The sequence below is a fragment of the Streptomyces sp. NPDC006733 genome, assembly GCF_040636125.1.
GTDB lineage: Bacteria > Actinomycetota > Actinomycetes > Streptomycetales > Streptomycetaceae > Actinacidiphila.
Genome location: NZ_JBEYJD010000043.1, coordinates 1 through 26,641 on the forward strand (window position 1 = coordinate 1; position 26,641 = coordinate 26,641).

General features: G+C 69.4%; 22 protein-coding genes, 1 tRNA gene and 5 pseudogenes. 13 read left to right on the top strand and 15 right to left on the bottom strand.

Annotated features, from left to right (window positions below; genetic code table 11):
- Positions 1-277: 277 nt before the first annotated feature.
- Together ABZ721_RS31265 and ABZ721_RS31270 are read right to left on the bottom strand one after the other, a co-directional pair.
- A pseudogene (locus ABZ721_RS31265) lies at positions 278-1,231 on the bottom strand (chitinase); the annotation flags it as partial.
- Positions 1,232-1,414: 183 nt separating this feature from the next.
- Positions 1,415-2,059, bottom strand: a pseudogene (locus ABZ721_RS31270) (carbohydrate binding domain-containing protein); the annotation flags it as partial.
- A gap of 514 nt (positions 2,060-2,573) precedes the next feature.
- On the opposite strand from ABZ721_RS31270, the gene ABZ721_RS31275 reads away from it, so the two are divergent.
- Together ABZ721_RS31275 and ABZ721_RS31280 are read left to right on the top strand one after the other, a co-directional pair.
- Entirely contained in the window at positions 2,574-3,356 is a 783-nt protein-coding gene (locus tag ABZ721_RS31275) for a hypothetical protein (protein WP_358792133.1), read from the top strand.
- Between the two features lie 12 nt (positions 3,357-3,368).
- Positions 3,369-3,442, top strand: a tRNA-Ala gene (locus tag ABZ721_RS31280).
- A 394-nt stretch (positions 3,443-3,836) separates the two neighbouring features.
- Here the strand turns inward: ABZ721_RS31280 and ABZ721_RS31285 are convergent.
- The 3 genes from ABZ721_RS31285 to ABZ721_RS31295 form a co-directional block, all read right to left on the bottom strand.
- Positions 3,837-4,145, bottom strand: coding sequence for a hypothetical protein (locus ABZ721_RS31285; protein WP_358792134.1), 309 nt, complete (start codon positions 4,143-4,145; stop codon positions 3,837-3,839).
- 209 nt (positions 4,146-4,354) lie between these two features.
- Entirely contained in the window at positions 4,355-4,813 is a 459-nt protein-coding gene (locus tag ABZ721_RS31290; protein ID WP_358792135.1) for a hypothetical protein, read from the bottom strand.
- Between the two features lie 335 nt (positions 4,814-5,148).
- Positions 5,149-5,601: a helix-turn-helix domain-containing protein gene (locus ABZ721_RS31295; RefSeq protein ID WP_358792136.1), complete on the bottom strand. Its 453-nt coding sequence runs from the start codon at positions 5,599-5,601 to the stop codon at positions 5,149-5,151.
- A gap of 179 nt (positions 5,602-5,780) precedes the next feature.
- Between ABZ721_RS31295 and ABZ721_RS31300 the strand changes: the two genes are divergently transcribed.
- Both ABZ721_RS31300 and ABZ721_RS31305 read left to right on the top strand, forming a co-directional pair.
- Positions 5,781-6,950, top strand: coding sequence for an MFS transporter (locus tag ABZ721_RS31300; RefSeq protein ID WP_358792189.1), 1,170 nt, complete (start codon positions 5,781-5,783; stop codon positions 6,948-6,950).
- A 315-nt stretch (positions 6,951-7,265) separates the two neighbouring features.
- Positions 7,266-7,976 carry an SDR family oxidoreductase gene (locus tag ABZ721_RS31305; protein ID WP_358792137.1) on the top strand — a complete coding sequence of 237 codons (711 nt, stop codon included), beginning with the start codon at positions 7,266-7,268 and terminating at the stop codon, positions 7,974-7,976.
- 378 nt (positions 7,977-8,354) lie between these two features.
- Here ABZ721_RS31305 and ABZ721_RS31310 read toward each other — a convergent pair whose 3' ends face one another.
- On the bottom strand, positions 8,355-8,555 hold the full coding sequence (locus ABZ721_RS31310) for a hypothetical protein (RefSeq protein WP_358792138.1): 201 nt from the start codon (positions 8,553-8,555) through the stop codon (positions 8,355-8,357).
- A gap of 624 nt (positions 8,556-9,179) precedes the next feature.
- Here ABZ721_RS31310 and ABZ721_RS31315 point away from each other — a divergent pair.
- A complete protein-coding gene (locus ABZ721_RS31315) occupies positions 9,180-10,952 on the top strand; it encodes a S8 family serine peptidase (RefSeq protein WP_358792190.1) in 1,773 nt (590 codons plus the stop codon).
- Between the two features lie 979 nt (positions 10,953-11,931).
- Here ABZ721_RS31315 and ABZ721_RS31320 read toward each other — a convergent pair.
- Complete coding sequence (locus ABZ721_RS31320) at positions 11,932-12,366, bottom strand: hypothetical protein (RefSeq protein ID WP_358792139.1); 435 nt, start codon at positions 12,364-12,366, stop codon at positions 11,932-11,934.
- A gap of 763 nt (positions 12,367-13,129) precedes the next feature.
- The gene (locus ABZ721_RS31325; protein WP_358792140.1) at positions 13,130-13,546 is read right to left on the bottom strand and encodes a YdeI/OmpD-associated family protein; all 417 of its coding nucleotides are present in this window, start codon (positions 13,544-13,546) and stop codon (positions 13,130-13,132) included.
- Between the two features lie 1,042 nt (positions 13,547-14,588).
- On the opposite strand from ABZ721_RS31325, the gene ABZ721_RS31330 reads away from it, so the two are divergent.
- A complete protein-coding gene (locus ABZ721_RS31330; RefSeq protein WP_358792141.1) occupies positions 14,589-15,032 on the top strand; it encodes a hypothetical protein in 444 nt (147 codons plus the stop codon).
- A 264-nt stretch (positions 15,033-15,296) separates the two neighbouring features.
- Positions 15,297-15,566 carry a hypothetical protein gene (locus tag ABZ721_RS31335; protein WP_358792142.1) on the top strand — a complete coding sequence of 90 codons (270 nt, stop codon included), beginning with the start codon at positions 15,297-15,299 and terminating at the stop codon, positions 15,564-15,566.
- Between the two features lie 507 nt (positions 15,567-16,073).
- On the opposite strand, the gene ABZ721_RS31340 is transcribed toward ABZ721_RS31335, so the two are convergent.
- Positions 16,074-17,045 (bottom strand): alpha/beta hydrolase, encoded by a 972-nt coding sequence (locus tag ABZ721_RS31340; RefSeq protein WP_358792143.1) that lies wholly within the window; start codon positions 17,043-17,045, stop codon positions 16,074-16,076.
- 63 nt (positions 17,046-17,108) lie between these two features.
- On the opposite strand from ABZ721_RS31340, the gene ABZ721_RS31345 reads away from it, so the two are divergent.
- The 3 genes from ABZ721_RS31345 (at position 17,109) to ABZ721_RS31355 (ending at position 19,830) form a co-directional block, all read left to right on the top strand.
- Complete coding sequence (locus ABZ721_RS31345; protein WP_358792144.1) at positions 17,109-18,056, top strand: WYL domain-containing protein; 948 nt, start codon at positions 17,109-17,111, stop codon at positions 18,054-18,056.
- Between the two features lie 194 nt (positions 18,057-18,250).
- Positions 18,251-18,745 carry a GNAT family N-acetyltransferase gene (locus tag ABZ721_RS31350; protein ID WP_358792145.1) on the top strand — a complete coding sequence of 165 codons (495 nt, stop codon included), beginning with the start codon at positions 18,251-18,253 and terminating at the stop codon, positions 18,743-18,745.
- 692 nt (positions 18,746-19,437) lie between these two features.
- Positions 19,438-19,830, top strand: a complete 393-nt coding sequence (locus ABZ721_RS31355; protein WP_358792146.1) for a nuclear transport factor 2 family protein — start codon at positions 19,438-19,440, stop codon at positions 19,828-19,830.
- A gap of 159 nt (positions 19,831-19,989) precedes the next feature.
- On the opposite strand, the pseudogene ABZ721_RS31360 reads toward ABZ721_RS31355, so the two are convergent.
- The 3 genes and pseudogenes from ABZ721_RS31360 to ABZ721_RS31370 all read right to left on the bottom strand — a co-directional run.
- Positions 19,990-20,358: pseudogene (locus tag ABZ721_RS31360) on the bottom strand (glycosyltransferase); the annotation flags it as partial.
- Positions 20,359-20,477: 119 nt separating this feature from the next.
- Positions 20,478-20,612: pseudogene (locus ABZ721_RS31365) on the bottom strand (hypothetical protein); the annotation flags it as partial.
- A 191-nt stretch (positions 20,613-20,803) separates the two neighbouring features.
- Positions 20,804-20,977, bottom strand: a complete 174-nt coding sequence (locus tag ABZ721_RS31370) for a hypothetical protein (protein WP_358792147.1) — start codon at positions 20,975-20,977, stop codon at positions 20,804-20,806.
- A gap of 545 nt (positions 20,978-21,522) precedes the next feature.
- Here ABZ721_RS31370 and ABZ721_RS31375 point away from each other — a divergent pair.
- From ABZ721_RS31375 to ABZ721_RS31385, 3 genes are all read left to right on the top strand, one after another.
- Positions 21,523-21,768, top strand: coding sequence for a helicase associated domain-containing protein (locus tag ABZ721_RS31375; RefSeq protein ID WP_358792191.1), 246 nt, complete (start codon positions 21,523-21,525; stop codon positions 21,766-21,768).
- Between the two features lie 79 nt (positions 21,769-21,847).
- Positions 21,848-22,981: a hypothetical protein gene (locus tag ABZ721_RS31380; protein WP_358792148.1), complete on the top strand. Its 1,134-nt coding sequence runs from the start codon at positions 21,848-21,850 to the stop codon at positions 22,979-22,981.
- Positions 22,982-23,511: 530 nt separating this feature from the next.
- Positions 23,512-24,645 carry a transcriptional regulator gene (locus tag ABZ721_RS31385; protein ID WP_358792149.1) on the top strand — a complete coding sequence of 378 codons (1,134 nt, stop codon included), beginning with the start codon at positions 23,512-23,514 and terminating at the stop codon, positions 24,643-24,645.
- 521 nt (positions 24,646-25,166) lie between these two features.
- On the opposite strand, the gene ABZ721_RS31390 is transcribed toward ABZ721_RS31385, so the two are convergent.
- The 3 genes and pseudogenes from ABZ721_RS31390 to ABZ721_RS31400 form a co-directional block, all read right to left on the bottom strand.
- A complete protein-coding gene (locus tag ABZ721_RS31390) occupies positions 25,167-25,562 on the bottom strand; it encodes a hypothetical protein (protein WP_358792150.1) in 396 nt (131 codons plus the stop codon).
- Positions 25,486-26,133: an ISAs1 family transposase gene (locus tag ABZ721_RS31395; RefSeq protein WP_358792151.1), complete on the bottom strand. Its 648-nt coding sequence runs from the start codon at positions 26,131-26,133 to the stop codon at positions 25,486-25,488. Before ABZ721_RS31395 ends, ABZ721_RS31390 begins: the two co-directional genes overlap by 77 nt.
- Positions 26,076-26,330 (bottom strand): annotated as a pseudogene (locus ABZ721_RS31400) (transposase family protein); the annotation flags it as partial. The gene ABZ721_RS31395 and the pseudogene ABZ721_RS31400, both read right to left, overlap by 58 nt.
- Between the last annotated feature and the right edge of the window lie 311 nt (positions 26,331-26,641).

Below are 26,641 nucleotides of genomic sequence, written 5' to 3' on the forward strand. Positions count from 1 at the left end.
CAGGCCGAGCCCGCAATAATGTCGGCACCATCCACCCCCAGCGCACTCCTCAACCCGCCATTTATACCCATAAGTTGAGGAATGCAGCACTAGGGTCATGCTCACGACACTGTGTGTGAGGTTCGCTCGTACCGTCGCACCGTTGGCCAATCGGCGCAAGGGTCTGGACCAATATGGTCTGGACCTTTTCCTTGACACGATTCGCGCCACGAGTTCGCCTCACCGCCCGGGAGCCCCGGCCCGCCACGTGACGCGCGGCGGGCCGGGACGCGGGGTGTCAACGCCCCTGGAGGGACCTGACGTTGTCACCGAAGGTCCAGCCCCTGGAGCCGTCCCAGTTGACCGACCACGTCATGAGCCCCTTCAGCGATCCGCCGAAGGCGTTCCAGGCCTGACTGACTTGATTGGTTGACATGTAGCCGCCACCCGCACCCGGTTGGGCCGGCAGGCCGGGCACCTGCTTGTCGTACGGCACCTTGATCGTGGTGCCCTGGATGACCAGCCCGTTGTTCAGGCACGTGGTCTGCGCGGTGAACCCCGCCACGGTACCGGCCTCGTACGAGTCGCCCGAGCAGCCGTACATGCTGCCGTTGTAGTACTGCATGTTCAGCCACCACAGGCGGCCGTTGTCGGCGTACTTCTTCACGATCGGGAGGTACGCGCCCCAGATCGACCCGTAGACGACGCTGCCGCCGGTGACATACGCGGTCTCGGGAGCCATCGTCAGGCCGAAGCCCGGGGGCATCTGCGCCAGAACGCCGTCGATGATGCGCTCCAGGTTGGCCTGGGAGGCGGACAGGGTGTTGATGTTGCCGCTTCCGGCCAGGCCGGTCTCGATGTCGATGTCGATGCCGTCGAAGTTGTACTTCTTGAGGATCGGCACGACTGTGGCCACGAAGCGGTCGGCGACAGCGCTGGAGCTGAGGTCGATGCCCGCGGCCGCGCCGCCGATGGACATCAGGATCGTGGCCCCGGCTGCCTTGGCCTGGCACATCTCGGCCGGGGTGGAGACCTTCACCCCCGCGTCCATGCCGTCCTGCCACTGGACGGTGCCGTCCGAGAGGATCACAGGGAAGGCGGCGTTGATGACGTTGTAACCGTGCTGGGCGATCCGGCTGTCAGTGATGGGAACCCAGCCGAGACCGGGGTGTACGCCGTTCGCGGCGCCGTCCCAGTTCTCCCAGTAGCCCTGCAGGACCTTGCCCGCCGGCTTGGGCTTGGTGGCACAGGTGCTGCCCGGCGGGGTCGTGGGGGGCGTCGTCGGTGGGGTGGTGGGCGGCGTGGTGGGAGGGGTCGTCGGAGGGGTGGTGGGGGGCGTGGTGGGAGGGGTCGTGGTGGGCGGCGTCGTGCCGCCGGGGCCGGTGAGCGACACGTCGTCCGCGTAGTACGCGGGCTGCCCATACCAGCCATGCAGGTAGACGGTCACCGAGGTGGTGTTCGCGCCGGTGGTGAAGTTGAGGCTGAGCTGGGTGTATGACGAGGCGCTCGGGGTCCATGTCGACGGGTCGCTAGCGGCCCCGGTGCCGGTGGCGCCCAGGTAGGCGTAGCTTCCCTGAACGTAGGCGCTGAGGGTGTACTGGGAGTTGGGCTGCACGCTGACGGTCTGCGTGCACTGGGCGTTGTTCTGGCCGGTCGGCGTGACCTTGAGCGCGGAGGTACCGGAGCGCACCGGGCTGCTGACGGCCGTGCCGGAACCGCCGGAGCAGGCCCAGCTGGAGAGTCCGTTCTCAAAACCGGAGTTGGCCACCAGGTTGGCGGCGGCGGCACCGGCGGCACCGGAACTGACCAGGGTGACGCCGGCGCCGATGACGGCGGCCGCGCTCATCCCTGCGAGCATACGCATCAGAACGGTTGATCTGTGCTGGGCACGGCTCGTGTGTCTCACGTGCGATGCACCTTCCACGGCTGCCTCCTGGGGGCAAGGAGCTCGAAGTGGCGTGCTCCCGTATGGTCGCCGCCGCAGCGGCCGGGATCTGGACGAGGGCGGGCAGAGCCGAACGGGCGGAGAGCACGCGGTCTTCGATGAAGCCTGCGATGCTCCCCGCTCGCCGAGTGTCATGGGCACGAACGAGTGCCATGGGGGCGACGCCCGGCTGTGGGTGAAGTGGAGATAGGCGCGCTGTGATCGACCGGATCGTATGAGGGGCGGCACGGCGCGTCAATAGGTCTGGACCAAAGATGGGTGAGCGATGTCGGGGCATCCGGGCAGACGAGGTGACCGGTGCCCGCGCGGCCTTCTTCCACCGGATCGTCGGAGAAAAGTACCCTGCACCGGCAGGTTCGTCCCTCGTCAGGCTGCCATCATCTGCGTAGAATTCCCGCAGATCAACGGGCACGGATGACGTGGCCGGCGCAGGAGACGTCGGGATGTCACGGCCCCGGGGGCTGGATCTGACGATCGTCTGTCACGACGGTGACGCACCGATCCGCCACACCGTCGGGCCGTACGCCACGCACCCCTAGGGCGTGGCGGAAGGCGACCAGTTGCGCAACGATCACCCGACGGTCTTCCCCAGCCGCTCCAGACCAGACAGCGGATCCGCGACCCCGGGCAGTGTCCCGCCGCGGTACGGGTGCCGTGGCCGGCGCTTGAGAGCGTCACCCCGCATGATCCCGATGTCCGCTACGGCCAGAAGGTCACCTCTGCCGACCAGCGCGAAGGGATCGGATATCGCGATCACCAGACCGAGAGGTGTGCCGGGACGAACCCCGACGCCTTCGTTCAGGTGATCATCCGCTCGGCGCCGCAGGAGGACATCGATGCCCTCGACGACATCCACCAACCGCTGACCCGTCAGGGTGTCCGGCCCGTCGAACCCGTCCCCGACAGTGGTTGTGCCAGCCTGCACAGCATCCACCACGAAGCCTTCACGCGGGAGATCCCGTTACTCGGTCCGGGCCACGCCGACCCACACGCCGCCAAGCGGCCGGACTTCACGACCGTGGACTTCCGCATCGAACGGGGAGCCCGCACTCGCACCGGTCCGAACGGCATCACCAGTCCACCCTGGGCGACGGACACCTGCAGCTGTCCGTCCTCTGCAGCCGGCGGTGCGTGTCTCGTCCACCGCGGGGACCGGGTGCGGTATTTCGTGGTGCCGGTGCTGGTGTGGGATGGGGCGGGGCCGGGAGCGTTCACGGTCACCTCCGCTTCGGCGGGAGTGAGCGGCCCGGTCACCGTGAAGGTTCCGACGTCCGCTTTCCACAGCCCGCTTGTGGCCGGCACGCTGGTGGTGGCGGTGGGTGAGTTCCTGGCGGCGTATCTGGTCGGGTCGGTGAGGTCGCGGGAAGGGCCCTGCGGAGAGATCACCGCCTGGGGAAGACCCGAGGCGCCACCGGGCGGACAGCTCCTATGATCGGGACGGGATGGGGCTCGTAGCGCAGTGGCTGTCGCGCCTTCACCGCATGTGGGAGGACGCCGGTTCGAATCCGGCCGGCCCCATCCCACCTCCCGGGTGAGCGCCCACCCCGCGTTCGGGCGGCTCCTGCGCGGCCGGCACCCCCAGCTCTCACCAAGCGTCGCCGCCCCACAGAAGGTGGACCAGAGCCCACGACGAGCCAGCACTCCGCCACCGGCTCGCGAGACGGTCAGCGGCCGTGGGAGCGGCCGGACGCTCACGCGGTCCGACAACACCCGAGACCTGCTGGCGGAGCCCGGCGACCACACCACCACGCGGAACACAGCACCGCACATGCCGCGATCACAGCCGGCCGGCGATGCCGGCTGCCTGCTCGTTCACCGACAACGCCGTGCGGAACGGTTCGGCATTCCCCCCAGACCCCAGACACCCCCGGTGACCACACCACCGTGCGGAACCCAGCACCGGGCGCGCCGGTCACGGTCGGTCGGCGGGGCCGGCTGCCGGCCCGTTCACCCCGGGCCCCTGCGGCACAAGTTCGTTGCCATCGTCCGGGGCAGAATCGACCGGGCGGTAGCCGCCCATGCTCCAGCGGATCACCACAGCCCCCACCGGCACCGTTCCGTAGAGCAAGGGAAAGTCCTTGCCGAATCGGGTGATGACCAACGCCAGCCCCACCAGGGTAAGGATCAACACCGGACGCCGGATCACATGACCGCACATGATCCCCAACCGGCGCCGCAGACCACGCGTTTGACTCAGGCGGGACCAATCCGACGGTGCCATCACACCAGCCTAGCCCCCACCATGCCCGGACCAGGCGCCCGCTCCCCACCCCGGCACACGCCGTCAGCATCCCGCCCCCTGCCGGCGGTCCCACCCAGCCGACCGCACAACCACCGACCACCCCGCACACGAACCACCCCCCACGGGGGACGACGCCGTGGCCGGCTCCTCACCGACCCCGGCCGTGCGCCAGGGGCGGCACCGGGTTGCTACCCGCAGTTGTCCGGCCGCAGCGAGTGGACCTTCGCCTGCGTGAGCGTGGTACGCCGGAGCACCTGGGCCCGGATGAGCCGGACCGTGGGCGGGATCGACACCGTGACGGGGGTACGGCTCCACCGGAGCCACAACGCCAAGTGGCCCAGCTCGGCGGCCTGGACGAGCTTGTCCAGGGACCACTGCTTCGTCCCCCGATCCACCTCGACACTGATCAGCCGACCCCTGCCCGACCGGTGCCGCAGTTGCAGGTCCAAACGCCCGGTCCGGTGCTGCCGCGCGATGGTGGGCAACGAGACCTCCCGCTGCACCTCATAGCCTTGGTCGGACGCCCAGTCGGCCACCGCGTCGGTGAAAAATGCGGTCACCTCCGCAGTGGACAAGTCACTGAACTGCTGAAGGTTGAGCCAGGCCCGCAGGGAGCGGGCCGCGGCATCGAGCCCGGCCTGTGTCATGCACAACAGTCTGCCCCGCAGGCCCGACAACCCACACCTGCCGCCATTCCCCGCCCAGGCCGTCGCGCGGCCCGGTACACCAGGCGCCTGTCAATCTCGCGAACACCCACCACAGCCCGGACGGTGCGCCTGCCACGACGGTGACCATCTACGGCCCGAACGCATGCACCACAGGCCCGTGACCTCGGACGCCTTTGTGCGGACGACGGTGCCACCCTGCGCGGCGTTGCTCCCGCCGGATGGCGGGAGTCGGCGCAGCGGGGCTGCCGCGTTCCCTCACCCGGTCTCGGCATGGTCGGCGAAGCGGTGGCCCGGCAGCGTGGCTCCGGCTCGGATCACTGGGGGGAGATCTTGTGGACGGTGGTGTCGTCGGGGTTCAGCAGGCGCCCGTCCGCGGACCGGACTTCCAGGGGGCGCAAGGGGCGTCCGTGCCGGGTGTCGACCAGCTGCGAGTGCGGTTCGCCGGGGGCGAAGGCGTTCTGCTCGCCCCACTGCCGCAGCGCCACGATGACGGGGAAGAGGGCTGTGCCCTTGGGGGTCAGGACGTATTCGCTGTAGGCGCTGCCGTCGGAGGCGGGGACGGATGCGAGGACGCCGCCGGCGACCAGGGCGCGCAGGCGCGCGGTGAGGATGTTCTTCGCCACGCCGAGGCTGCGCTGGAACTCCCCGAACCGGCGGCTTCCGTCGAAGGCATCTCGCACGATCAACAGAGACCACCAGTCGCCGATCGTGTCCACTGACCGTGCGACGGGACAGTCGCTGTCGTCGAACCGCGTCCTGCTCACCATGGCGTCCTCCACCCTCATGCTAGTTGCAAGATGATACCAAAAAACGCTACGCTCCCCACCGGTAGCAAGATGAAACCATGTGGGTGGAGGGGTGCTGGATGCGCAGCAACGGTGAGGCGACGACACCACGGGCCGCAGCCCGAACCGTTGCAGGTTCCGCCGTCGTCCTGTCGCGCGGCATGGTCCTGCTGTTCGCCGTCGCCGGTGGGACCGCGGTGGCGAACGTCTACTTCGCCCAACCGCTCCTGGCCACGATCGGCCACGACCTCAAGATCAACCCGGCCCTGGTCGGCAGCGTCGTCACCTTCACGCAGGTCGGCTACGGGGTGGGACTGTTCTTCCTCGTGCCGCTAGGCGACGTGACCGACCGCAGAAGGCTCATCGTGGCCCAACTGCTCCTGCTGGTGGCGGCGCTGACAGCGGTCGCCACCGCCCCCACCGCAGCGATCCTGCTCGCAGGCATGGCCGCGGTGGGGCTCCTCGCGGTCGTCACGCAGACGCTGGTGGCCTTCGCCGCGTCCCTGGCGCCTGCTGCCCGGCGCGGGCGCGTCGTCGGCCAGGTGACCAGCGGCGTGGTCCTCGGGATCCTGCTCGCCCGCACCGCATCCGGCCTCCTGACCGACCTCGCCGGCTGGCGCTCGGTCTACCTCGCCTCCGCCGCGCTCACCGTCCTGCTCGCCCTGGCCCTGCACCGCGTGCTGCCGCGCCACCCCGACCTCCCGCCGACCCCCCTGCGCTACGGACAGCTCCTGCGCTCCACGATCACCTTGTTCGCCCGCGAACCCCTGCTGCGGCTGCGGGCCCTGCTCGGCCTGCTGATCTTCGCCGCCTTCAGCACCCTGTGGAGCAGCATCGCGCTGCCGCTCAGCGAACCCCCGCGGTCCCTGTCCCCCACCGCGATCGGGGCCTTGGGGCTGGTCGGAGCCGTAGGCGCCCTGGCGGCGAGCCTGGCAGGCCGCCTGAACGACCGCGGACTGTCCCGGCGGACCACCGGCACCGCCCTGGCGCTACTCGCCGCCTCGTGGCTGCCCCTGGCCTTCACCCGCAGCTCGCTGTGGGCCCTGCTCGTCGGCGTGATCCTCCTCGACCTCGCCGTGCAGGCGGTCCATGTCACCAACCAGACCCTGATCCATGCCCTGCACCCGGACGCGGGCAGCCGGTTGATCGGCGGATACATGGTCTTCTACTCGATCGGCAGCGCCACCGGCGCCCTCGCGGCGACCTGGCTCTACACCGCGGCCGGGTGGGGCGCGGTCTGTGCACTCGGCGCCGCCATCAGCTGCCTCGCCCTCGCGCTGTGGGCGCTCACCCGCCACACCATCGCCGACCCCACCCAGGCCACCGACTGAGGCTGGTGCGTCGTGGTTGAGGCACCGACCGATCGATGAGCACGATGGGTACGTGGCGGTGCGCAGCCGGGTCGACGCCGGAGCGTGCCCGCGCAACGGTGTCAGCAAGCCCAATACGCTCCGGTGGACCGCCGTGGCGCCTGGCGTCGGCGCACCGAACGTGCTCGGGTGGTGGGACGGGCCTGCGCAGCGAGCAGTCGCACCGATCCCTGTGGTCGGGCAGACGGTCGTCGCATCCACCGGCGGCGGGGGTGCGGAACTGACGGTGAACGGGCCCCCACGCCGACCCCTGCCCCTTGCGATCGGGAGTACGACATGAACCTCAACGGCGCGCGCGTGCTGGTGGCCGGGGCCACTGGCGTCCTCGGCGGGGCCCTCACCGCTGAGCTGACCGCCCGTGGAGCGCTCCCCGCGCTCGCCGGCCGCGACCCGGACCGTCTCGCCCGGGCCGCGCGGGCGCACCCCGGCGCCCCGACCGTGCTGTTCGACGCCTACGACCCCGCCTCCTGTGCCCGCGCCGTGCACAGCGCGGCAGCCGGCCTGGGCGGGCTGGACGGCGTCGTAGTCGCCTTCGGGGCGGTTGCCTTCGGCCCCGCGGCAGCCACCGGTGACGAGGTCGCGGAGTACCTGATGGCCGTCAACGCCCTGGCGCCCGCCGCGTTCTTCCGCGCCGCGCTTAACGTGCTGGGCCCCGGCGGGATCATCGCGGCCCTCACCGGCGTCGTCGCGGAACATCCGCAGGCCGGCATGGCCGACTACAGCGCCAGCAAAGCCGCCCTGAGCGCCTGGCTCACCGCCGCACGCCGAGAAGCCCGACCCGCCGGCATCACCGTCCTGGACCTGCGGCCCGGTCACCTGGACACCGGTTTCGCCGACCGTGCGGTTGGGGGAACAGCCCCGCCGCTGCCCGCGGGCGGCGACCCGCGCCGGTTCGCCGCCGCGGCCGCCGACGCCCTGGAGAGCGATGCCCAGGTGTTGCGTACCCGCCCGGACGGTACCCCCGTCGCCGAGCAGCAGGCACGGTGAGCTGGTGTTCGGGCGCTGACGACCCACCGGGCGCCGCAGTCGCGGCCGGGCGGTCACAGCGCAGCCCGCCGTCCGGCGTGCCGCCCAGCCGCCGGCCTCCTCCGATGCACACCCCGGCAGCCTCGGCCGCGTCCAGTCCGACCAGGGCGGGCCCCGGCCTCCGCGACAACCCCCCGGCTCACCGCCGCCCGGAGGGGCCAGGGGTGGGCGGGATCGTTGAGGGCGTCGGCGTGGAGAGCGCGGCCGTCGCAGCGCACCGCTTCGGCACCGTGCGGGACCCGGCGCCGGCGTTCCGGGTCCGCGGCCCGGGCCGCTGCGTGGGTCGGGATCGGTCCGTGTCGTCGTCGGACGCGTCGGTCGCCGCGCCCGGGCCGCTTGTCATGGGCGGGCTGCGCGGCCCGCACCTGCCGGGGCTCCCTCGGGCCTGCCCGTCCGCGTCCGCTCGCCCGGGGTGGATGCGGCAATGCGGGCGGGAAGGTCGATGCACGCTGCGATGACGGCGTCGGAGCCCACCGCGACGCGCAGGACGACGTCGTGGCCCAGCACGCTCAAGGGCAGGACGGCGGGGTGGATCGCCATGCAAGCGCCTCCGGGCAGCGGGACCCGGCCGACCGCAGCGGACACCATCGGGATCGTGCCCTGGGCGGTCATCGCGGTGACCGGCAGGTCCTGGACTGCTGCATCGTTGCCCGCCGGTGCGCTCCCAGCCCACGTACCGGCGTCGCCCGGTGGGCGGCTCGGCTCGTGGGCGCCCGCTCCGTCGGCACGCTGCACAGGGCCGGGTCGGTGAGCGTGCTGGTCAGCCGTGCGAGGACGACGGCGCGTGGCACCCCGTACGCCGCGGGCAATCCCGTCCGGATCCGTCCGGCCCCCAGCAGGGCGACGCGGTCCACCAACGCGCCGTCAGCGCGCACCCGGGCCGACCCGCCGCCGGGGCGGCCCGCTCCCCCCACCGGCAGTGATCACCCGGCCCCTCGGCGCGGTGGCGGCCCCTTCGTCCTGCGCCGGCACCCCGGTAGGGCTTTTCAGCCATGCCCCGACAACATCGGCGCACAAAAAGGTACTTCCGCACCGGAGAACCCTCTGACATCGTGCATCCACCACTCGTTTCGTACGGCCCGGCCGGAGCTCACCGCACCGGTCGGGCCGTCTGCGGAGGACGCCTTGATACCCCACCTCTCCAGCCGCCCCCGACGCACCCTGATATGGGCCGCCACGCTCGGCGCGGCCCTCGCGTTCGGCGCCCCGGGCACCCTCGCCGACGCCGCCTCCACCGCGCCGGGCACCCCCACCCACGCCTCCACCGCATCGGCCACCCACGCCCGCGCCGCCGTGTCCGCCTCCCCCAGGGCGACCTGGGTAGCCGGCACCCGCGCCTACCTCGTGCTCACCACCCCCGGTGACAGCACGGCGGTCCGCTCCGCGATCGCGGCAAGCGGCGGCACCGTCTTCTCGACCTTCGACCCCATCGGCGTGATCGTCGCCCACTCGGCATCCAGCACCTTCGCCACCACCGTGCGCGGCGTCGCCGGCGTGCAACAGGTCGGCGCCACCCGCACCTCCGACGTCCCGGCCGACGCCTACAACCCGGCGCTCCCCGCCACTCCCGCGCAGGCCACGACGCCGGCGGGCGAGCCGGTGCGGGCCGACATGAGCCAGATCAAGGCCGACCAGGCCTGGGCGGTGAACCCGGGCTCCGCGACCGTCAAGGTCGGCATCCTGGACACCGGTGTGGACGGACAGCACCAGGACCTGGCGCCGAATTTCGACGCGGCCGACTCGGTCTCCTGCGCCTACGGCAAGCCCGACTCCCGTGCGGGCGCCTGGCGGGACGTCGACACGCACGGCACCCACGTAGCGGGCACCATCGCCGCCGCCAAGAACGGCAAGGGCGTCATCGGCGTCGCCCCCGCGGTGAGGATCGCCGCGGTCCGGGTCGCGGAGCCGGGCAACTCCTTCTTCTTCGCCGAGAACACCATCTGCGGCTTCGTCTGGGCCGGTGACCACGGCTTCCAGGTCACCAACAACAGCTACTACACCGACCCGTGGCAGTTCAACTGCCCGGACAACATCGACCAGGCCGCCATCATCGAGGGCGTCAAGCGCGCCCAGCAGTACGCCGAGACCAAGGGCTCCCTGCAGATCGCCGCCGCGGGCAACGAAAATTACGACCTCGCCCACAAGACCACCGACTCCGCGAGCCCGAACGACTCCACGCCCATCACCCGCACCATCACCAACGCCTGCCTCGACATCCCGACCGAGCTGCCCGGCGTGGTCACCGTCGCGGCCAACGGCACCGGCGTCACCAAGGCCTCGTTCTCCAACTACGGGCAGAACGTCATCGACGTCGCGGCACCGGGCAGCAGCGTGTACTCCACCGTCCCCGGCGGCGGCTACGGCACCAAGAGCGGCACCTCCATGGCCACCCCGCACGTCGTCGGCGTCGCAGCCCTGATCGCCAGCGCCAACCCGGGCATCACCCCGGCACAGATCCGCGCCCAGCTGGCTGCCCAGGCCAACGACATCGCCTGCCCCTCGGACGCTCGCTGCACGGGTACGACGGCCAACAACGCGTTCTTCGGCGAAGGGCAGGTCGACGCCCTCAAGGCCGTCGGGACCACCCCGCCGGCCGGCAAATACTTCGAGAACCTCACGGACTACGCCATCAACGACAACGCGACCGTGGACAGCCCCATCACCGTCACCGGCGTAAGCGGCAACGCCCCCGCCACCCTCAAGGTAGGGGTCGACATCAAGCACACCTACATCGGTGACCTGAAGGTCGACCTGGTGGCGCCGGACGGCACCGTCTACCCGCTGCACAACCACACCGGCGGCAGTGCCGACAACCTCGCCCAGACCTACACCGTCAACGCCTCCTCGGAAGTTGCGAACGGCACCTGGAAACTGCGCGTCAACGACAACGCCGCCTCCGACACCGGCACCATCAACGCCTGGAACCTCACCTTCTAACACCGGACCCGCCACCACCCGCGCACACCACCCACCGCACCCGCCGCAGCTCCCCGGCCGCCGACACCACGCGCTACGCCTGGTTCGGCCCCAGCCCCAGACACCGCCGGCTGCGCTCTGTTCAGCCCCGACTGCGAACCACCGCACAGCAGAAATCATCGGGCAAGGAGCCCCGGCAGCGGTCCACACCACCGCCGGGGCCACCATCCAGCCCCAGCCGCGAACCGCGGGGCGGCGCAGGACGCTGGGGGCCCGACGGCGGTTCACACCGCCGTCGGAGCCACCATCCCGGAAGCATTGAGGAAACCCGCGCACGGCTCCGGGCCGGCATCCAACCCACCGTCCCCCTGCCTGCCTGCAAGGCTGCCGGGCCGAAGTCCGCGCCAACCGTACGGACACCGCCCCGCACGCCACGACCACGCCCGTCGTACCCGCGCCCTTCACCACCCCGGCGAGACCCACAGCGCCGCACCGTCCCGCCGTACGCGACAGCCCCGCCCCCCCCCCCCGCCGCGAGGATGGCAGGCAACACCACACGGCAGGACGGCCCACAGCAGCCACCGATGCCAACGGGACGGCGGACCGGCGGCGCCCCACGGCGCCGGCCACCGGGCGTCCGGCACGCGAGCGGACCGGGCGGGGCGTGCGGCGGCAGCGACGAGTCAGCGCGACCGACAAGCCAGCAGGCCCAGGCCAAGCCGGAGCGCGGATGGCACAACACGGCATCGGCGGCCTCTTCGTAGCGGCCGAGATGGGCGCACGCCTCGGCGAGCGCGGCGGACGGCGCGTCAGGACCGGACGCCAACGGCGCGCGGCACCTCAGCCGCAAGCCGCCGAGCGCTCCCCCGGGCCCGCTACCGACCCGGTCTCAGCGGGTCCGCCGGCACGTTTCGCCCATGGCTACGCCACACGCCGTGATGGCACGGGTGGTGGCTTGTGCCGCCTGCGCGCCAGGGACTGCGGCGTCGGACGTGTGTCATCAAGCCGGGGGCTCCAGCAGCGCTGGATCGACCGGCACGCTGTAGTGACGCACGATCAGGACAAGTTCATGGCGGGTCACGGGGCCGGCCCACACCAGCGCCCGCTCGACGTACAGCATTTTCTTACAGAGCGCGTCGACGACCCAGGTCACGGTGTTGCGTTGAATGTGGGCCGAGGAGCTGGTTACCAGTTCCTCGATAAAGTCGAAACACGCCCGCAGCGCCGTCGGGTCCACGACCGGGGCCTCCAGTCGCGGCTCGACCACCGGGGCGTTGAACGCGAGGACCAAAAACATGCCAAGCTCGGTGTCCAGTTCGAGGTCGTCCCAGGTCGGTGTCATCACCGATGGATTTCCTGACCTCCTGGCGACCTCCTCTGCTGCCTCCGGGAACTCCTCCAGCAGCCGCTTGAGCAGATTACCCTCGTCGAGCATGGCGCTCGCCTTTCTCATCCTGGTGAACCACCGGCGGCCCCGCCCGGCCCAGAGCGACCAGACCGGGCCATCGGTCGACTGCGTGCTCTCACGTCATCACGATCATGCCGTGCAGTCACACCATTGGGCACACCCCGCCAGGGCAATTGGAGCCCGTCGTGCAGTCGTAGGAGTCGACGATCCCGGACAGGGTGGACTTGACGCCCCCCAGAGCCCCTCCCGGTCGATGGTGATCCCCAAGGACGCGACAGAGACTGCGACTCCGAGCGGGGCGTCAGGGACGGTGGAGCTGGTCTCCCGGCGGCTGGGGCGTGAGGGCGTGGCGCAGCCGGCCGAGGACGGCCCGCCAGGGATCGCCCTCCGGCCCGGCCCACCGTTCCAGGAGTTCAGACGGCGCGGTCGTGACGCGCTCGAATGCCTCGAGGACCAGGGCGCGCAGCGGGGTGAGACGGGGAAGGGACTCCTCCGGTCCGTGCCCCGATGGGCTCCTCGCAGCGTCGCGCGGGGCGGCACCTGCACGATATCGGTCCAGTGCCGGTGGGGCGTCAGCGTCCCGGCAGCCTGTCAGGACCAGCCCGGTCAGGGCGCTCGCCGGCCATCGCCGACCGTTGCGGCAGGTGGCTGCCCGGGGGTGGGCGGCGGCGTGACGAAAACCGTGACCAGCCCCCGCCCCTGCCCGCGGGCGGGCGGTGAGGAATCCGGTGCGGCGGCGGGGATCGTGCCCGACCCATCGTGCTCGGCCTGCTGGTGTTGCAGCAGGCCCTCAGGTTCCGGGCCGCCGGAACGGTGTGAGCCGCACCTCCTGCAGGCTGTCGGCGATCAGCTGGTCCAACCTGCGCTCGCGCGTCGCGGCCCGCTGGGCGCTGTTGACCTGGTGGACGGCCAGCTTGCGGTAGGACGGCGCCTGCCCGCTGAACCATGGCCACGCCTGTGGTGCGGCCTGGAAGCGGGCCAGCTGCGCCGTCTCGAACTGCGCGTCCGCGCTCTCCTCGCGGTCCCGGTCACGGGCCTGGAACACCGCGATACCGGCCGGCCGCATCAGCCCCTGCGCGGTCAGCTCCTCGACCTTGCGGAGGTTGACCAGGCTCCAGTTGCTGCGCGGGCGGCGCGCGGTGAACCGGATCGCCCAGGAGAAGTCGTCGATCGGGTCCTGCCGGCCGTCGATCCTGCCGAAGCACAACGCCTGATCGACCGCCTGCGACCAGCTCCGTGTGGGCTGGCCCGTCGCTTTCCTCCACCAGCCCACCCGGCACTGCGCGGCGGTGGCGTGGTGCACCTCCAGCTAGGTGCGGAACTCCTCAGCTTGTCCTTTGACAGCTGACCCGTGTGGTCGCGGTGACGGGGGACGTTCTTGTGCTTGCTCGTCGGTGGCTTCGGCTCGTGTGAGTGCCCAGCGCATGGATTGTGCATGCTCGCGAGTCATCTCGCGGAGTGCTGGTGAGGAGTCGGCGGTTCGCTGGGCTGCGGCTTCGGCTGCCTCACTCCACCTCCGCTGCGCTGCCAGGTGCCGGGGGCGATCGTACGGGCGCGGCCGAGGTCCATCGACGTGCATGATCACGGAATTGGCATCGGCGGCCTTCGCCCGATGGCGGGTTTTTCCAATACTCCGAGCCCGTACTGATGCGATTGTCGGTCCCGACCCAATGATCGTTTGGCCGCCTCCCACACACCCGTTGCAGTCTTATCGAAGCAGCTCAAGCGAAAGGTCTCCACCATGCGGGACAACGTTGCCGCCGCGGTACTGGTGATTGCTTTCACCAGTGCCGCTCACGCTGCGGGCGGGAACTACGCAGGGGACACCACCAGCGCACCAGCTAAGTCGACGGTAGCCACGCGCACGGACACCCACGCTCGAACCGGCCCACTCCTGTGAAGCCGACCAGTGCACCGATCTGGGCAACGGGGTCGCGATCAAGATTAGGTGGCAGATGACCGTCGGCTCCGCCGACGCCAACGTGCTCGCCCAGACGCCCGTCACCTGACCAAGCACACTCATCCTCAAGGCCACCCTCGCTCGACGCCTTCAGTGCCGCTCGATCGGACCGCGGGGTTGCAGCGCGGCGGAATCTCCACTGGTACGGGAATGCAGCACTCGGCGTCGGCGCCGCGGTGGGAAAGCGGCTGCCATCACAGGCCCGCATCACTGGAACGAATCCCTGTTCGGGTGCCCGGCGCACTGCTTTCCTGTTCCACCACCCCCCGTTCGGAAGGAAACGCATCTCGTGCGTATCTCCAAAAGATCAATGGCTCTGTTCGGCCTACCCATCGTGGCGGCCGCCGCGATGGTGACGGGTTCGGCGAACCCCGCAACCGCGGACGTGCAGGTAGGCAAGGACTATGTGGCCTTCTGCTTCCCTGACTTCTGCCCGCCCAACTACCCCTATTCCTGCAATGGGTGGATGGAAAAGCGCGCCGACGGCTACGTGCGCGGCGTCTGGCAGTCTGCCGATGACTACGCGATCTCGTGCCGCGGCTGGCTGGAGCGCAAGGCCTACAACCCTGACGGCACCGTGAAGTACAACTGGACCAAGGTCACCGACTACTACTACGTCAATAGCGTCCAGGAGCGTTCGGGGTACCACTGGAACGGCACCAACGTTGGCACCCGCCTGTGCCTGGAGAACCTGGGCACAGGGGAGAAGGAATGCTCGACGGGCGTCTGGTAGACGACCCCGGAGCTGCTCCGGCGGCGATCGCACCACACGGCAGCTACCCGACCCACCACCGAGCATCTTCCTGAAAGGACACGTGCAATGCACAACATGAACAAGAGGATGGCCCGAGCACTTGCGATGGTCCCGGTGACCTTGGCCTGCGTACTGGCCACCACGGCGACCCCCGCATCCGCCGACATCGGCAAAGGCGATGACTACGTCGACCTTTGGACTAGCTATGACAGCGCCTTCCAGGATCTCCTGTGCGGGGGAACGATGGACAAGCGAGCCTCGGACGGCTACGTCAGGGGTGGATTCAGGTCCTACGCCCCCTACTCCATCTCCTGTACTGGCTGGCTGGAACGCAAGGCCTACAACCCTGACGGCACCGTGAAGTACAACTGGACCAAGGTCACCGACTACTACTTCGTCAACAACAGCATCGACTATTCGGGTTACCACTGGAACGGCGCCAACGTCGGCACCCGCATCTGTATGCAGATCATTGCCACCGGAGAGAAGGCCTGCTCCTACGGCGTCTGGTAGGCCTCAGGAGGCGGCGAGCTCGGCGAGGACGGTCTGGAAGCGGCGGATCGCATCCTCGGCTTCTGCGTCCTGCTCGGGGCCGGCCTCGACGGTGCCGAAGTGCCTGTTTCTGAACCTCGTGAGCTCAGGTCAAGGGCCGCGAGTCCGCATTGCGAGGTCTACGCAAACGTTCGGGGAACGGTCGCGGTGACCGTTCCCCGAACGGGGTCTCTGCGGCTGGTGTGGCGTGAGGGGAGGGGGCGGCGAATGTCGTGCGTTGGTCGCGGCCACCGCCATCCGAAGCGCTCCGAAGGGTCCGGCAGCTTGATCAATCTGGCGCTGACGGTCAGCAGGTTCACCCTCGGTCCACCGGATATCAGGCTACGCGTCGGATCTCGCCGGGGGCTCAGAAACAGGCACTTGCGGTGCTCCCCTCTGCCCTCTGGCCGGCTCCCTCGAACGGCCGGTGGTCTCAATATCGTGGCCGGCACCACCGCCACAGACCACCCCGCGGTCCCCGGGGGCCGGTTACCGCCCCGGTCTCCGCTGGTCCGCCGGCACGGCCTGGTCCTGCTGTTGCAGCCATGTCGTGATCGCCCGGTTGGTGTCCTCGGGCTTCTCCTGCTGGATCCAGTGGCCGCAGTCCAGGCTGACCACATCCGCATGGGGCACGAAATCGGTCAGGCTCGCGGATCGGGCGATCGAGTCCCGCTCGCCGTAGATCATGAGGGTGGGCTGGTGGATGATCGGGTCCGCGTCCGCCAGCAGGTGCCAGTTCCGGTCGAGGTTGCGGTACCAGTTGATGCCGCCGGTGAATCCCGATGCGGTGAAAGCGGAGACGAAGACGGCCAGTTCGCTGTCGCTCATGACAGCGTCGCCGCGGGGTGTGGGCGCCGTGGCCAGATCGATCAGCGCCATGCCCGGCTGCGGCTGCATGGGGGGCTGGTTCTTGCGGTACAGGTTGCGGAGGAACGAGAGGGTGTTCGCGTCGAAGACGGCGTCGGCGACGCCCGGCTGCCGGTTGAAGTGGACGAAGTAGAAGTCGCCGCCGAGCGCCTCTTCCATCACCTCGATCCACGGCCGCGTCCCGCGCTCCGGGTACGGCAGGCTCAGGTTGATCACCTTGTTGACGCGGTCGGGGTGCAGCAGGGCCAGCCCCCACACCACGAAGGCACCCCAGTCATGGCCGACGAAGGTGGCGTCGGGGTATCCGTAGTGGTCCAGCAGGGCGACCAGGTCGCCCGTCAGGTGGGCGATGTCGTAGGCCGTCACGTCGGCCGGGCGGGAGGAGTTGCCGTAGCCCCGCTGGTTCGGGGCGATGACGTGGTAGCCCGCCGCGGCCAGGGCAGGCAACTGGTGGCGCCAGGAGAACGCGTGCTCCGGCCAGCCGTGGCAGAGCACGATCGGCCTTCCCGCGTTCTCCCGGCCCGCTTCGAACACTTCGAGCTCCACACCGTTCAGGGCAATGCGAGTGGGCTCGGGGAAACCGGTTGAGGTCATGCCGCCACCCTGTCACCCGAAACCGGTCACCTCATGACCGGTTTGCTGTGAGAGTTTTACGGTGTGCGTACCGACCGGCTGGTGGCCGTCCTCCTGATGCTGCAGCGGCGCGAGCAGGTGACGGCGGCGGAGGTCGCCCGGGAGCTGGAAATCTCCGAACGCACCGCCCGCCGCGACCTCGATGCCCTGGCCATGGCCGGGGTGCCCGTGTACGCCACGCAGGGCCGCGGCGGCGGCTGGCGGCTGGTCGGCGGCGCCCGCACCGACCTGTCGGGGCTCACCGCGAGCGAGGCCCGCGCCCTGTTCCTACTCGCCGGCCCGGCCTCGGCCGGAACACCGGCCGTGAAAGCGGCCCTGCGCAAGCTCGTCCACGCTCTGCCCGAGCCCTTCCGGGCGCAGGCAGAGGCAGCGGCGGCATCCCGGGTCACGGACCCGCGACCCTGGGGGGCGAGCCGGGTCGCGCCCTCACCGCCCCGCTTCCTCGACCCGCTCCAGGACGCGGTGATCCGCGGCGTCCAGGTGCAGCTGGGCTACGCCGACCGCCACGGCGCAGCAACGAGACGAACCGTCCACCCGCTGGGTATCGTCGCCAAAGGCCCGTCCTGGTACCTCGTCGCCCACACCCAGGCCGGCCGACGGACCTTCCGGATCGACCGGGTCTCGTCCGCCGACCCGACCGACGACCCGGTCGACCGGCCCGAGGACTTCGACCTCGCCACCAGCTGGCGCGAGATCGCCGACGAGATCGACCGCACCCGCACCCCCCTGCAGGCGCAGGCGCTCTGCACCCTCCCCGGCATCAACATCCTGCGGATCGGACTGGGCGACCGGCTCGACGTCGGCGGCGCCACGACCGACGGCCGCATCCAAGTCGTGATCCGCGGCCGCGACGCCTACACCCTCGCCGGCGAACTCGCCGGGCTTGTCGCATGGCTCGACGTGACCGGCCCTGCGCCCGTGCGAGCCCACCTGGCCTCCATCGGCCAGGCGCTCATCGAACGCTACCGCTGACGCTGCCGTCCTGCCGTCCTGCCGTCCTGGAATCTCACGTCCGTCCCGCTGCGCGGCGAACGCAGCGTCATAGACCGGGTGAGCGCGGGGCCGGGCCTTTGTCACCGCGGTTGCTTTGCCGGTGAAGAGGTGTCCAGTCGGGGGTACGGTACCCCGATCCTGGTGATGTCCGGTCACCGGCGACACTGGATCCCATGACCTCCTCCCGGAAATCCGTCGTGCTGGTCGCGGTGTCCCCCCGGTCCGTAGAGGCGCGCGACCTGATGAGGGCCTACTTCGACGACATTCTCTGCCGGGCGTACGGGCGGCCGGCGACCGACGAGGAGATCGACAGCGCGGTGGGGAACGCCCCCAGCGACGATCTGGCTCCACCGCACGGCCTGTTCCTTGTGGCCCGTCAGGACGACGCCGCCGTCGCCTGCGCGGCTCTGCTCCTGCTGCCACCCGCCACCGCCGAGGTCCGCCGTGTCTTCACCGCGCCGGCCGCGCGTGGGCAGGGCATCGCCGCCCTCCTCCTGCGCGAGCTGGAGACGCGGGCCCGCGACCTGGGGGTGACGCGAATGCGGCTCGACACCCGCGATGACCTCGTCGAGGCGCGCCGGATGTACTCCCGGCTCGGCTACGTGGACGTCCCCGCGTTCAACGACGACCCCTACGTCGACCACTGGCTCGCCAAGACCCTGCCCTGAGCCCGTGCGGGACCGCGGGTCGTGCCGGATCCCGGCCGAGCCGGTACGCCTCCAGCCGTTCGGTCAGGTCTTCCGGGCGGGCGAGGCTCGGTAGGTGACCACCGTCCAGCTCGTCCGGGGTGAACCCCAGCCGTTCGCGCACGACACGGCGCTGGAGCGCGGCCGGGAGGATTCCGGCAGAGCAGGAACCGGGCCGACACCTGCGGTCGGCCCCGCAGCGACCAGAGCTTGAGCGGCGGGAAAGCCACCAGATCCCACCGGTGGCGAGCGGGCGACGGCTGCCCGACGCGGCGGCGAATGACCGCCTGGCAGGGGTGTAGTTCGGGTGGGATCTGCCCCTTCGCGGGCGCCCGAAGAGCGTACCGGTCACTGCTGCACCCCAACTCAGGGCGGTGACGCATCCCGGCGTAGCCCGTCCCGCGAGGCGGACAGCGTGCCGGGGGCCACCCCTGACGCGTTCGCCTCCCATCTCCGCCACAGGACTGACCGGTCACGGCGCGAGTCCGGCCACGATCAGGCCCAGGCAGGTCTCGGGCTGGGCGGCTGTTGTGGGCTGCGGTGGGTCAGCGGTGGGCGAGGGACATTTCAGCGCTCTCCGCCCCCGCCGGTGCGCTGCCCTCGGGATCCGGCCCGGCGTGTACCGTCGCCGTCGTCCGAAGATTTCGCAGACCGGCTCAGCAAGGAGGATCAGGATGGAGAGGGACCAGGTGGCCTTTGAAGCCGCTCTCCACGATGCCGAGCAGAGGCTGCAGGCCGCTGTTCGGTCGGGTGATGCGCAGGCATTGGACCTGCTCCTGGACGACCGTGTCGTCTACACAGGACCTGACGGCAGCACCATGACCAAGGAGCAGGACCTGGCAGCGCACAGGTCCCGGACCCTGGCCGTCGAGGTCTTCGACCAGCAGGACCTGCACGTTGCTGTGGTGGACTCGACCGGGATCACCCGCGTACTGGCCAGACTTGAGGGCACCGCTGGAGGACAACCTTTCACCGCGCGTCTTCGGTACACCCGCACCTGGATCCACGCTGACGGCACCTGGCGCGTCCTGGCCGCCCACGCCAGCGCCGTTGCCGATCTCGGGTAAGGACGGACGGATCAGCCGGGCACGCGGGCGCAGCGCGCTCGGCGATGCGGGCGCGGCTGCCCGGAGCCGGTGCTTCCTCGGTGTTGGCCAGGAAGGCGGTCCGCGGAGGAGCGCGTACAGGGTCAGCATCGAGTCGTCGGAGAACATGACCTGTCGGCCGAGGAACATCTCGTTGAGGTAGCTGGTCAGGTTGTCGCGGATAACCGCGGCCCGGTAGGCGGCCAGCGGCCCGGAGTTGACGAGGACGGATCCCATCGCGGACAGGGCGGAGCGGTCGACGAGCTGCCCGGTCACGAACCACAGGTCGGTGATGCGGCCCAGGAGCGACGCCCGGTGGTTTGTGGCGATGACGATTCCGGCGACGGACTGCACGCTGGGGCGGGCGAAGGGGATGAGAACTTCATCGATGGCGTTGGGTGCCAGGCAGCTGTCGCTGTCGACGGTGATATAGATGTCCGCCTGGGGGCTCTGCCGTACTCCATGGGCCTGAGCGTGGCGTTTCCCGCCGTTTTGGGGACGCGCAACCATGTTGGGGTGATCCCGGCGCTGCGTGCGGCGTCCATCCACCAGGTGCGGACGGTGTCGTACTCGGTGCTGGTCGATCCGTCGTCGACGACGTGCACGGAGTCTGGCAGCCGGGTCTGACGTAAGAGTGATTCCAGGCCGAGCCGCAGGTACCCCTCGTCCTCGTTGAACGTCGGCATGAGGACGGCGACGTGGAGAGCGTCGAGCTGACGTTTGATGCGAGGAGTGAGACGGCGGGGCCGCTCACAGTGGTACATGACGGTCTGGGTGAGGAGCAGCAGGAACGTCACAGCCCAGACGGCGGCAAGGCGGCCCCCGTTCTTGTCCCCGTATCCGGCGGCGTTGATGGCGTGTTGCACGGACCAGGCGGTGGCGAGGATGAGGGTGATGGCTCCGCCGAGTATGAGGCGGGAGCGGGTGGGATGTGCGGTGAGCACACCCGGGTCGGTCACAGATCACCTACTGTGCGCCCGCGGCGGAATCCGAAGCGGATGCCGAGCGCGCCGATGGCGATGAGCGCTATGGCGGCGGCGAGGAGCCACCAGCCGGTGATGACGGTGGTGCCGACGACGATGACGCCGGCGGCGGTTCCGGTCTTGGCGAGCTGCGCGTGATCCGACATGGAGTCCCCCAGGTAGTTGAATTTTGAAATGATTGGACAGGCGCGGTGTCGGGTTGGTTGTGCAAACTGGAACGGCTCCCGCAGCGGTCGCACCCACAATCGGCGCTACTGGACTAGGCACAGCCCCCCTGCTGGTTCAAAGGAAATTAATCGCCGCCATGAAAATAATGACCACCGACGTCACACCGGTTCTTCCCCTACCGCAACTGTGACGTAGTGGCCGCACTTGTCGGATGGGCCGACTGGGCCCCCCTTGTGACCGAATGGCCGTGCGATTCATCTGCAATAGAACTGAATTCCGTGAACACGGCAGATTGCAGTGGGCGTAGCGCCCGGGGGGTGACCGAGCTGGTGACACGGTCACCCTGTCAAGACGATGCGGCCGGGGTGCGGGACTGGACGAGGGGATCCTGCTGCCAGAACATCCGCAATATGTCGGTTGCCTGGCCCGACAGATGTGCGAACAGGTCCTCGGGATCACCCCCGCAACCGAGGACGAAATGCCCAAGCAGCCCCGTACACAGGCCGACAAGTGGGCCGACCACATGGTGGCCGCCCGGCAGTACTACGAACGCGAGGGACACCTCCAGGTGCCTCGCAAGCATGTCGAGACCGTGCACTCCAAGGACGGCTCGGAGGTCCAGTTCCGTCTGGGGGCATGGGTCAGCAACCAGCGGAGCAGGGCCGCTACGCTGACGCCGGACCGGATGGAGCGCTGTCCCAGAGCGGCGTGCGCTGGACATGACCGGCATCATCACCATGGCCATTCGCCGTTACGGATTGGTTCGTGAGGGGAGTCTGGGCCTGCGGGAGTGGGGAGGGATGACGTCGGGCCCCTGACTGGTCGTTGACCAGCCGACGGAAGAAGGCATGATGCGCAGGATATGGCTGGGCAACTGCAACAGCGAGTACAGGGTGGACCGTCTGGAGGAGTTGGACCCCCGGGAGCGGGAGGGAACTCCGGTCGTCGCGGCGCGGATGGTGTGGCTGCTGCGTGAGGGTGACGCGCTGGTGCTCCCGCAGCCAGTGGATCCGGCGTTCGTCGCCCATGTCGGCGCCCTGATGGGTTTCGATCCGCGGCGTGTGGACCTGCTGACACCCCAGGACCGTTCAGGGTGGGTCCTGGGCCGGGAAGTACTGCACCGCCCGGAGCTGCTGGACCGCTTGAGGAAGCTGGTGGCCGGTACCGGGCCGTGGGAGATCTGCTCCTATTTGTCCGACCGGTCGATCGCCTCTCTGGCCCGGGAGCTGGACCTGACCGACGGTTCGGTGTCGGGGTTCGATGCCGCGGGTAGTGCGGAACTGTTCAACAGCAAGGCGGTCTTTCGGGCTCTGGCCGCCGGACTGGATGTCCCCGCTCCTGCCGGGGCGGTGTGCGGTACCAGCGGTGACCTGCACAGTGCCTTGGACCGGCTGGCCACCGAGACGGGGGCGGTGATCGTCAAAGGGGACCGTGCCGGCGGCGGCGCAGGCAACCTGCTGTGCCGCACCAACTCCGGCATCATCCCGGCCGGCGCCGCCCACATCCTGCCCCGGACCGGTGCACAGGACCGTGCCGCGATCGTGGCCCGCACCGGCCTGGTCGCCACCCACGCACCGCGCGGGCAGGTCGTCGCCGAGACCTACCACCCCGGCTGCCGCTCCCTGTGCCTCGAAGTGCTGTGCCCAGAACCGGCATCAGGTCCGCCGCAGGTGGTGCAGCAGCGGTGGGCGGACGCGGTGATGGCGGTGGCGTTCGAGGACCTGCCGCCAGTCGCGGGGTTCCCCGTGGTGCCGGGGCGCTTCCGGCCATCACCTGCCCAGCTCAGTCGCAAGCGCCGAGAATTCTACGGACCAGACTTGCGAAGCCCGTGTCAGTTTTGCCGTCTTCAAGGTCACCCAGAAGCTCCGTCACCGCGGCGGCCTGGATCGCTGGCGCCCACTGGGCCTGCAGGTTCATCAGTGCTGGCGCGCTCTCCGCGTAGACCACCTCGTACGAATTGTAGTTGCAGATCACTACCATGAACTGCGGCGGGTTTGAGTCGACGCTGGCACCACGGCTGTATACCTCCAGCCACAAAGGGGTGAGGTTCGCACGTGACAGCGTGCCCCATTCCAAGTAGCCGGCCGCCTTCGCGCAGTCCTCGTGGACCTCGATGCTCTCGAAGGGAGCGAGCGGGTCCGATTCCAACTCGATCCACTGCCCGGCAGTGGTCAGCATGAACGGGTTCTTGTTCCTCATGCCCCTACAGTGCCGGACTCACGAGACCGAGTACCCGTTTTCGGTAGATCACGCCGGAAGCAGAAGGCCTGGCGGCAGGGGCGTAACTCCGCCATGATCAGTCTTCTCCGTTCCGCGCGGCGTGCGCCCCAAGTGCTGGCATACCTACCCACAGGCTGGAACAATGACGAAATGCCAAGCCTTGCGGGGGCGTATGAGTGGGAACGAGATCTTGCAAGCCATCGGCGTGTTAGCGGGGGTCGCGGGCGGCTATTACGCCTGGCGGGCCTTGGATGATCCAACTGTCAAAGCATCGCAGGCTCGATTCCGGGCCGTGCGCATCGAGCTGCGGGAAAGCGTGGGCCGCCTGGCTCACATCGCAGCCGACCTGCACACCGACGCGGCCCCTGCACTGGAGCGGATCGGAAGCAGCGCTCTGCTGGCTGACGCGACGATGCGACCAGCTTCTCCTCTACCCATCAGCCGTATCCGCCTTATCTGGGCGGACAGCGAACCCCCGGAAGACCGCGCCCTGACCGCAGCAGCACGAAGAGTCCTGCCCAATCGCACCCGGTGGAGCAGGTACACAGGCTACGCAGAAGCCCTTGAGAGCCTCATGCGCCCCACGCTGTTCGACAACCGGCCTGCGTTCCGCCTGCTCGAAGCGGACTGGCACCACGCAGACGGCCCGCTGCTGACGTTCGGCCGGGGCAGGTACTTCGACCTCGTAGACCAAGGCGAGGCCATGACCCACGAGTTGGCCCAGGCCGCCAGCCGCACGGCGGCAGCGCCGACTTGGCGCAGAATGCCTCTGCACGCGTTGCTGAAGTCCGATCCCCTGTCCCTGTCACGCCGCGTCGTGATCCCCTCGATCGGCACTCTCACCATCAGACGGACGGCCGCAGGACAGGGCACGTTCTTCCTCATCTACCGCAGCCGCGGCCAAAGCGCGCACGGCGAGGGCACCTATAGCGTCATCCCCGGCGGCATCTTCCAGCCCGCATCGCTATCGCCCGTGGGCCATCTACGGGACCTGAACCTGTGGCGCAACATCATGCGCGAGTACAACGAGGAGATGCTCGGCGCAGCGGAGGCGACCGGCGAAGGCGGAGTGGAAGTCGATTACAGTCGCTCCCCGTACTCCGACTTCGAGTATGCGCTATCCCACGGCCACCTGCGCGTGTGGAGCTTCGGCATGGGCGTGGAAGCCCAAAACCTGGTGCCCTGCCTGCTGACCGTCGCAGTCTTCGACGCCGACATCTTCGACACGCTCTTCACAACGATCGTCGACAAAACCGATGAAGGCATCCTCATCAGCGGCCCGCGTAGCACCGCCGTCACCGGTCTTCCCCTGGAAGAAGACGAAGTCCGCCACCTGCTCGCCTCACCCCAAATCGCTCCTATCGCCGCCGCGCTCCTGCACCTCGCTCTACAACACCGAACGCTCCTGCTCGGTGCCAACAACTGATCCCCGAAACCCCCTTTGGACAATAACGACACCGCCCGGACAGACCGGGAACCTGAATCCGGCTTCGACGGCCTCCTTCGCCCGACGCACTGCGAAGGGCGGGGCATGAACAACTGCGGATCGCGTGATCAATGCTGAGGCAATCGAGGCAGCCGACAAAGATCCTCTGTTGCCGTAACTGTCTGCCGCTGGTGAAATGTGCATCCGGCCGTGCCCTGGGGCCGCCCCGGCTACGGTGTCTGTCATGAAGTCACAGATCGTGCAGATTGTGCGGTGGGACGTCCCACGGTCGCAGTGTGCTGAGAGCAGGTGCAGCGCACACGGGGCAGGGACCTGCACCCGGGACCTCGTCGCCGATGTCTTCCTTTGTGACGCGGGCAGCCCGCGCATTCGCTGGACTGTTTGTCAGCAATGGCTCGATCATGAGCCTGACGTGGCCGTCTATGACGCATGCCCCACTCATAAATAACAGAGACCCCGCGGCCAGGGTCCTTCGCAAGATCGTGATCGGTCCGGTTTTGTCAGGTGAGGCCGAGGGTCTGGACGGGGCAGCGGTAGTCGCGGGCGGTGTGTCGTAGGGCGGCGGCGATGTTGGTGTGGCCGTCCTGGCGGTGGATGCCGATGGCGAGGTTCCGCAGGGAGGCCATCGCGCGGGGCAGATGGCCGGTGCGGATCTTGGAGTCGTCTTCGCGGAAGGTCCGGTCGCGGACGTGGTGGAGGAGATTCTCGATGCGCCAGTGGCCTCTGATCCAGGCGGCGAGCTGTGCGCCGGTGGCGGTTCCGGGCGGCAGGCTGGTGATGAGGTGGACACGCTCGATGGTCAGCTTCCCGGTGTGCAGGTCACGGCGCCAGCGCACGATCTGGAGGGCCTGGGCCGCGTCGGGGTAGTTGATGTGGGCGAAGGCGACGGTCTTCAACCGGCGTATCTCCAGGCGGTGATGGGCTCGGTCGCGGGTTTTGTGGTCGAGCGTGATGTCCCGCCAGGGAAGCTTCCTGACCTGGTCGGAACAGTCCGGGGTGGTTGGCTTTGACGACGGCGAGGTAGTGGGCGCCGTGCCGGCGGAGGTAGCGGCCGCGGTCGTGCTGGGTGTGAAGAGCGTCGGCGGTGATCACCGTGTAGTTCAGGTCGAGGGTGTCCAGCAGCGGAGCGAAGGCGGGAATCTCGTTGCTCTTGTCTGCGACCTGGCGCTGGGCCAGGACGCTTCCGTTGTGGTCCATCGCGGCCAGCAGGGTGACGGCGCTCTTGCCGCCGGCCCGGGATCCGCGCAGGACCTTGCCGTCCACGGCGATCGCCCGCAACCGGCCCTCGGTGCCGCTGTCTTCGGCGGCGCGGGCGGTGAGGAAGGCACCGATCGCGGTGTCGAGTGCGTCCCGTCGAGTTGGGACAGCAAGCGCCGCACGGTGTGCGGGGCCGGGACCATGCCGGAGAATGGATCGGGCGCGAAGCCCAGGGCCCGCAGGGCCCAGCCGGGCGCGTCCGTGATCCACTCGGATATCGCGCTGAGCGACTGCGCTCCGGCCAGGACGCTCGCCGCCGCAGCGGCGATCAGCGCCAGCAGGGGGTAGCGGCGTCCGCGGCGGTCACGCGGATCGGGCAGCGCTGCGAGGAACGGCAGCACGGCCACGGCGCCCGGCAGTGGCGCCAGGCCGACGGACCGGGCCAGTTGGCCCAGCCCGGAGGGCATGGGAGAAGATATGGAGGCAGGCACGGACTCGCTCAGCGTTCATGGGACTTCGACACTCACATGATCACTGCGACCGTGCCTGCACTGCTTCCCGACCCCACCCCGCAGACACGAAACCCGGCATCACGTCGACACCCGACGAAACCGGACCGATCACGATCTTGCGAAGGACCCTGCCACCATGCCTACGTCTACATCGCCGGCACCCTGGGCGGACCGGCTCTTCTCGACAGCCACCTCCCCATGCTCGATCTGATCGGACAACTGGCGAACGACTATCAAACCATGGAGGTCTCGGACCCCCGCACGGC

What these genes read in the sequence shown, in the direction of transcription:
- ABZ721_RS31285 (WP_358792134.1), bottom strand. Translation starts at nt 4,145, where the DNA reads ATGGCACCGTCGGATTGGTCCCGCCTGAGTCAAACGCGTGGTCTGCGG.
- ABZ721_RS31290 (WP_358792135.1), bottom strand. Translation starts at nt 4,813, where the DNA reads ATGACACAGGCCGGGCTCGATGCCGCGGCCCGCTCCCTGCGGGCCTGG.
- ABZ721_RS31295 (WP_358792136.1), bottom strand. Translation starts at nt 5,601, where the DNA reads ATGGTGAGCAGGACGCGGTTCGACGACAGCGACTGTCCCGTCGCACGG.
- ABZ721_RS31300 (WP_358792189.1), top strand. Translation starts at nt 5,781, where the DNA reads ATGGTCCTGCTGTTCGCCGTCGCCGGTGGGACCGCGGTGGCGAACGTC.
- ABZ721_RS31305 (WP_358792137.1), top strand. Translation starts at nt 7,266, where the DNA reads ATGAACCTCAACGGCGCGCGCGTGCTGGTGGCCGGGGCCACTGGCGTC.
- ABZ721_RS31310 (WP_358792138.1), bottom strand. Translation starts at nt 8,555, where the DNA reads ATGGCGATCCACCCCGCCGTCCTGCCCTTGAGCGTGCTGGGCCACGAC.
- ABZ721_RS31320 (WP_358792139.1), bottom strand. Translation starts at nt 12,366, where the DNA reads ATGCTCGACGAGGGTAATCTGCTCAAGCGGCTGCTGGAGGAGTTCCCG.
- ABZ721_RS31335 (WP_358792142.1), top strand. Translation starts at nt 15,297, where the DNA reads ATGGACAAGCGAGCCTCGGACGGCTACGTCAGGGGTGGATTCAGGTCC.
- ABZ721_RS31340 (WP_358792143.1), bottom strand. Translation starts at nt 17,045, where the DNA reads ATGACCTCAACCGGTTTCCCCGAGCCCACTCGCATTGCCCTGAACGGT.
- ABZ721_RS31350 (WP_358792145.1), top strand. Translation starts at nt 18,251, where the DNA reads ATGACCTCCTCCCGGAAATCCGTCGTGCTGGTCGCGGTGTCCCCCCGG.
- ABZ721_RS31355 (WP_358792146.1), top strand. Translation starts at nt 19,438, where the DNA reads ATGGAGAGGGACCAGGTGGCCTTTGAAGCCGCTCTCCACGATGCCGAG.
- ABZ721_RS31370 (WP_358792147.1), bottom strand. Translation starts at nt 20,977, where the DNA reads ATGTCGGATCACGCGCAGCTCGCCAAGACCGGAACCGCCGCCGGCGTC.
- ABZ721_RS31375 (WP_358792191.1), top strand. Translation starts at nt 21,523, where the DNA reads ATGGTGGCCGCCCGGCAGTACTACGAACGCGAGGGACACCTCCAGGTG.
- ABZ721_RS31380 (WP_358792148.1), top strand. Translation starts at nt 21,848, where the DNA reads ATGATGCGCAGGATATGGCTGGGCAACTGCAACAGCGAGTACAGGGTG.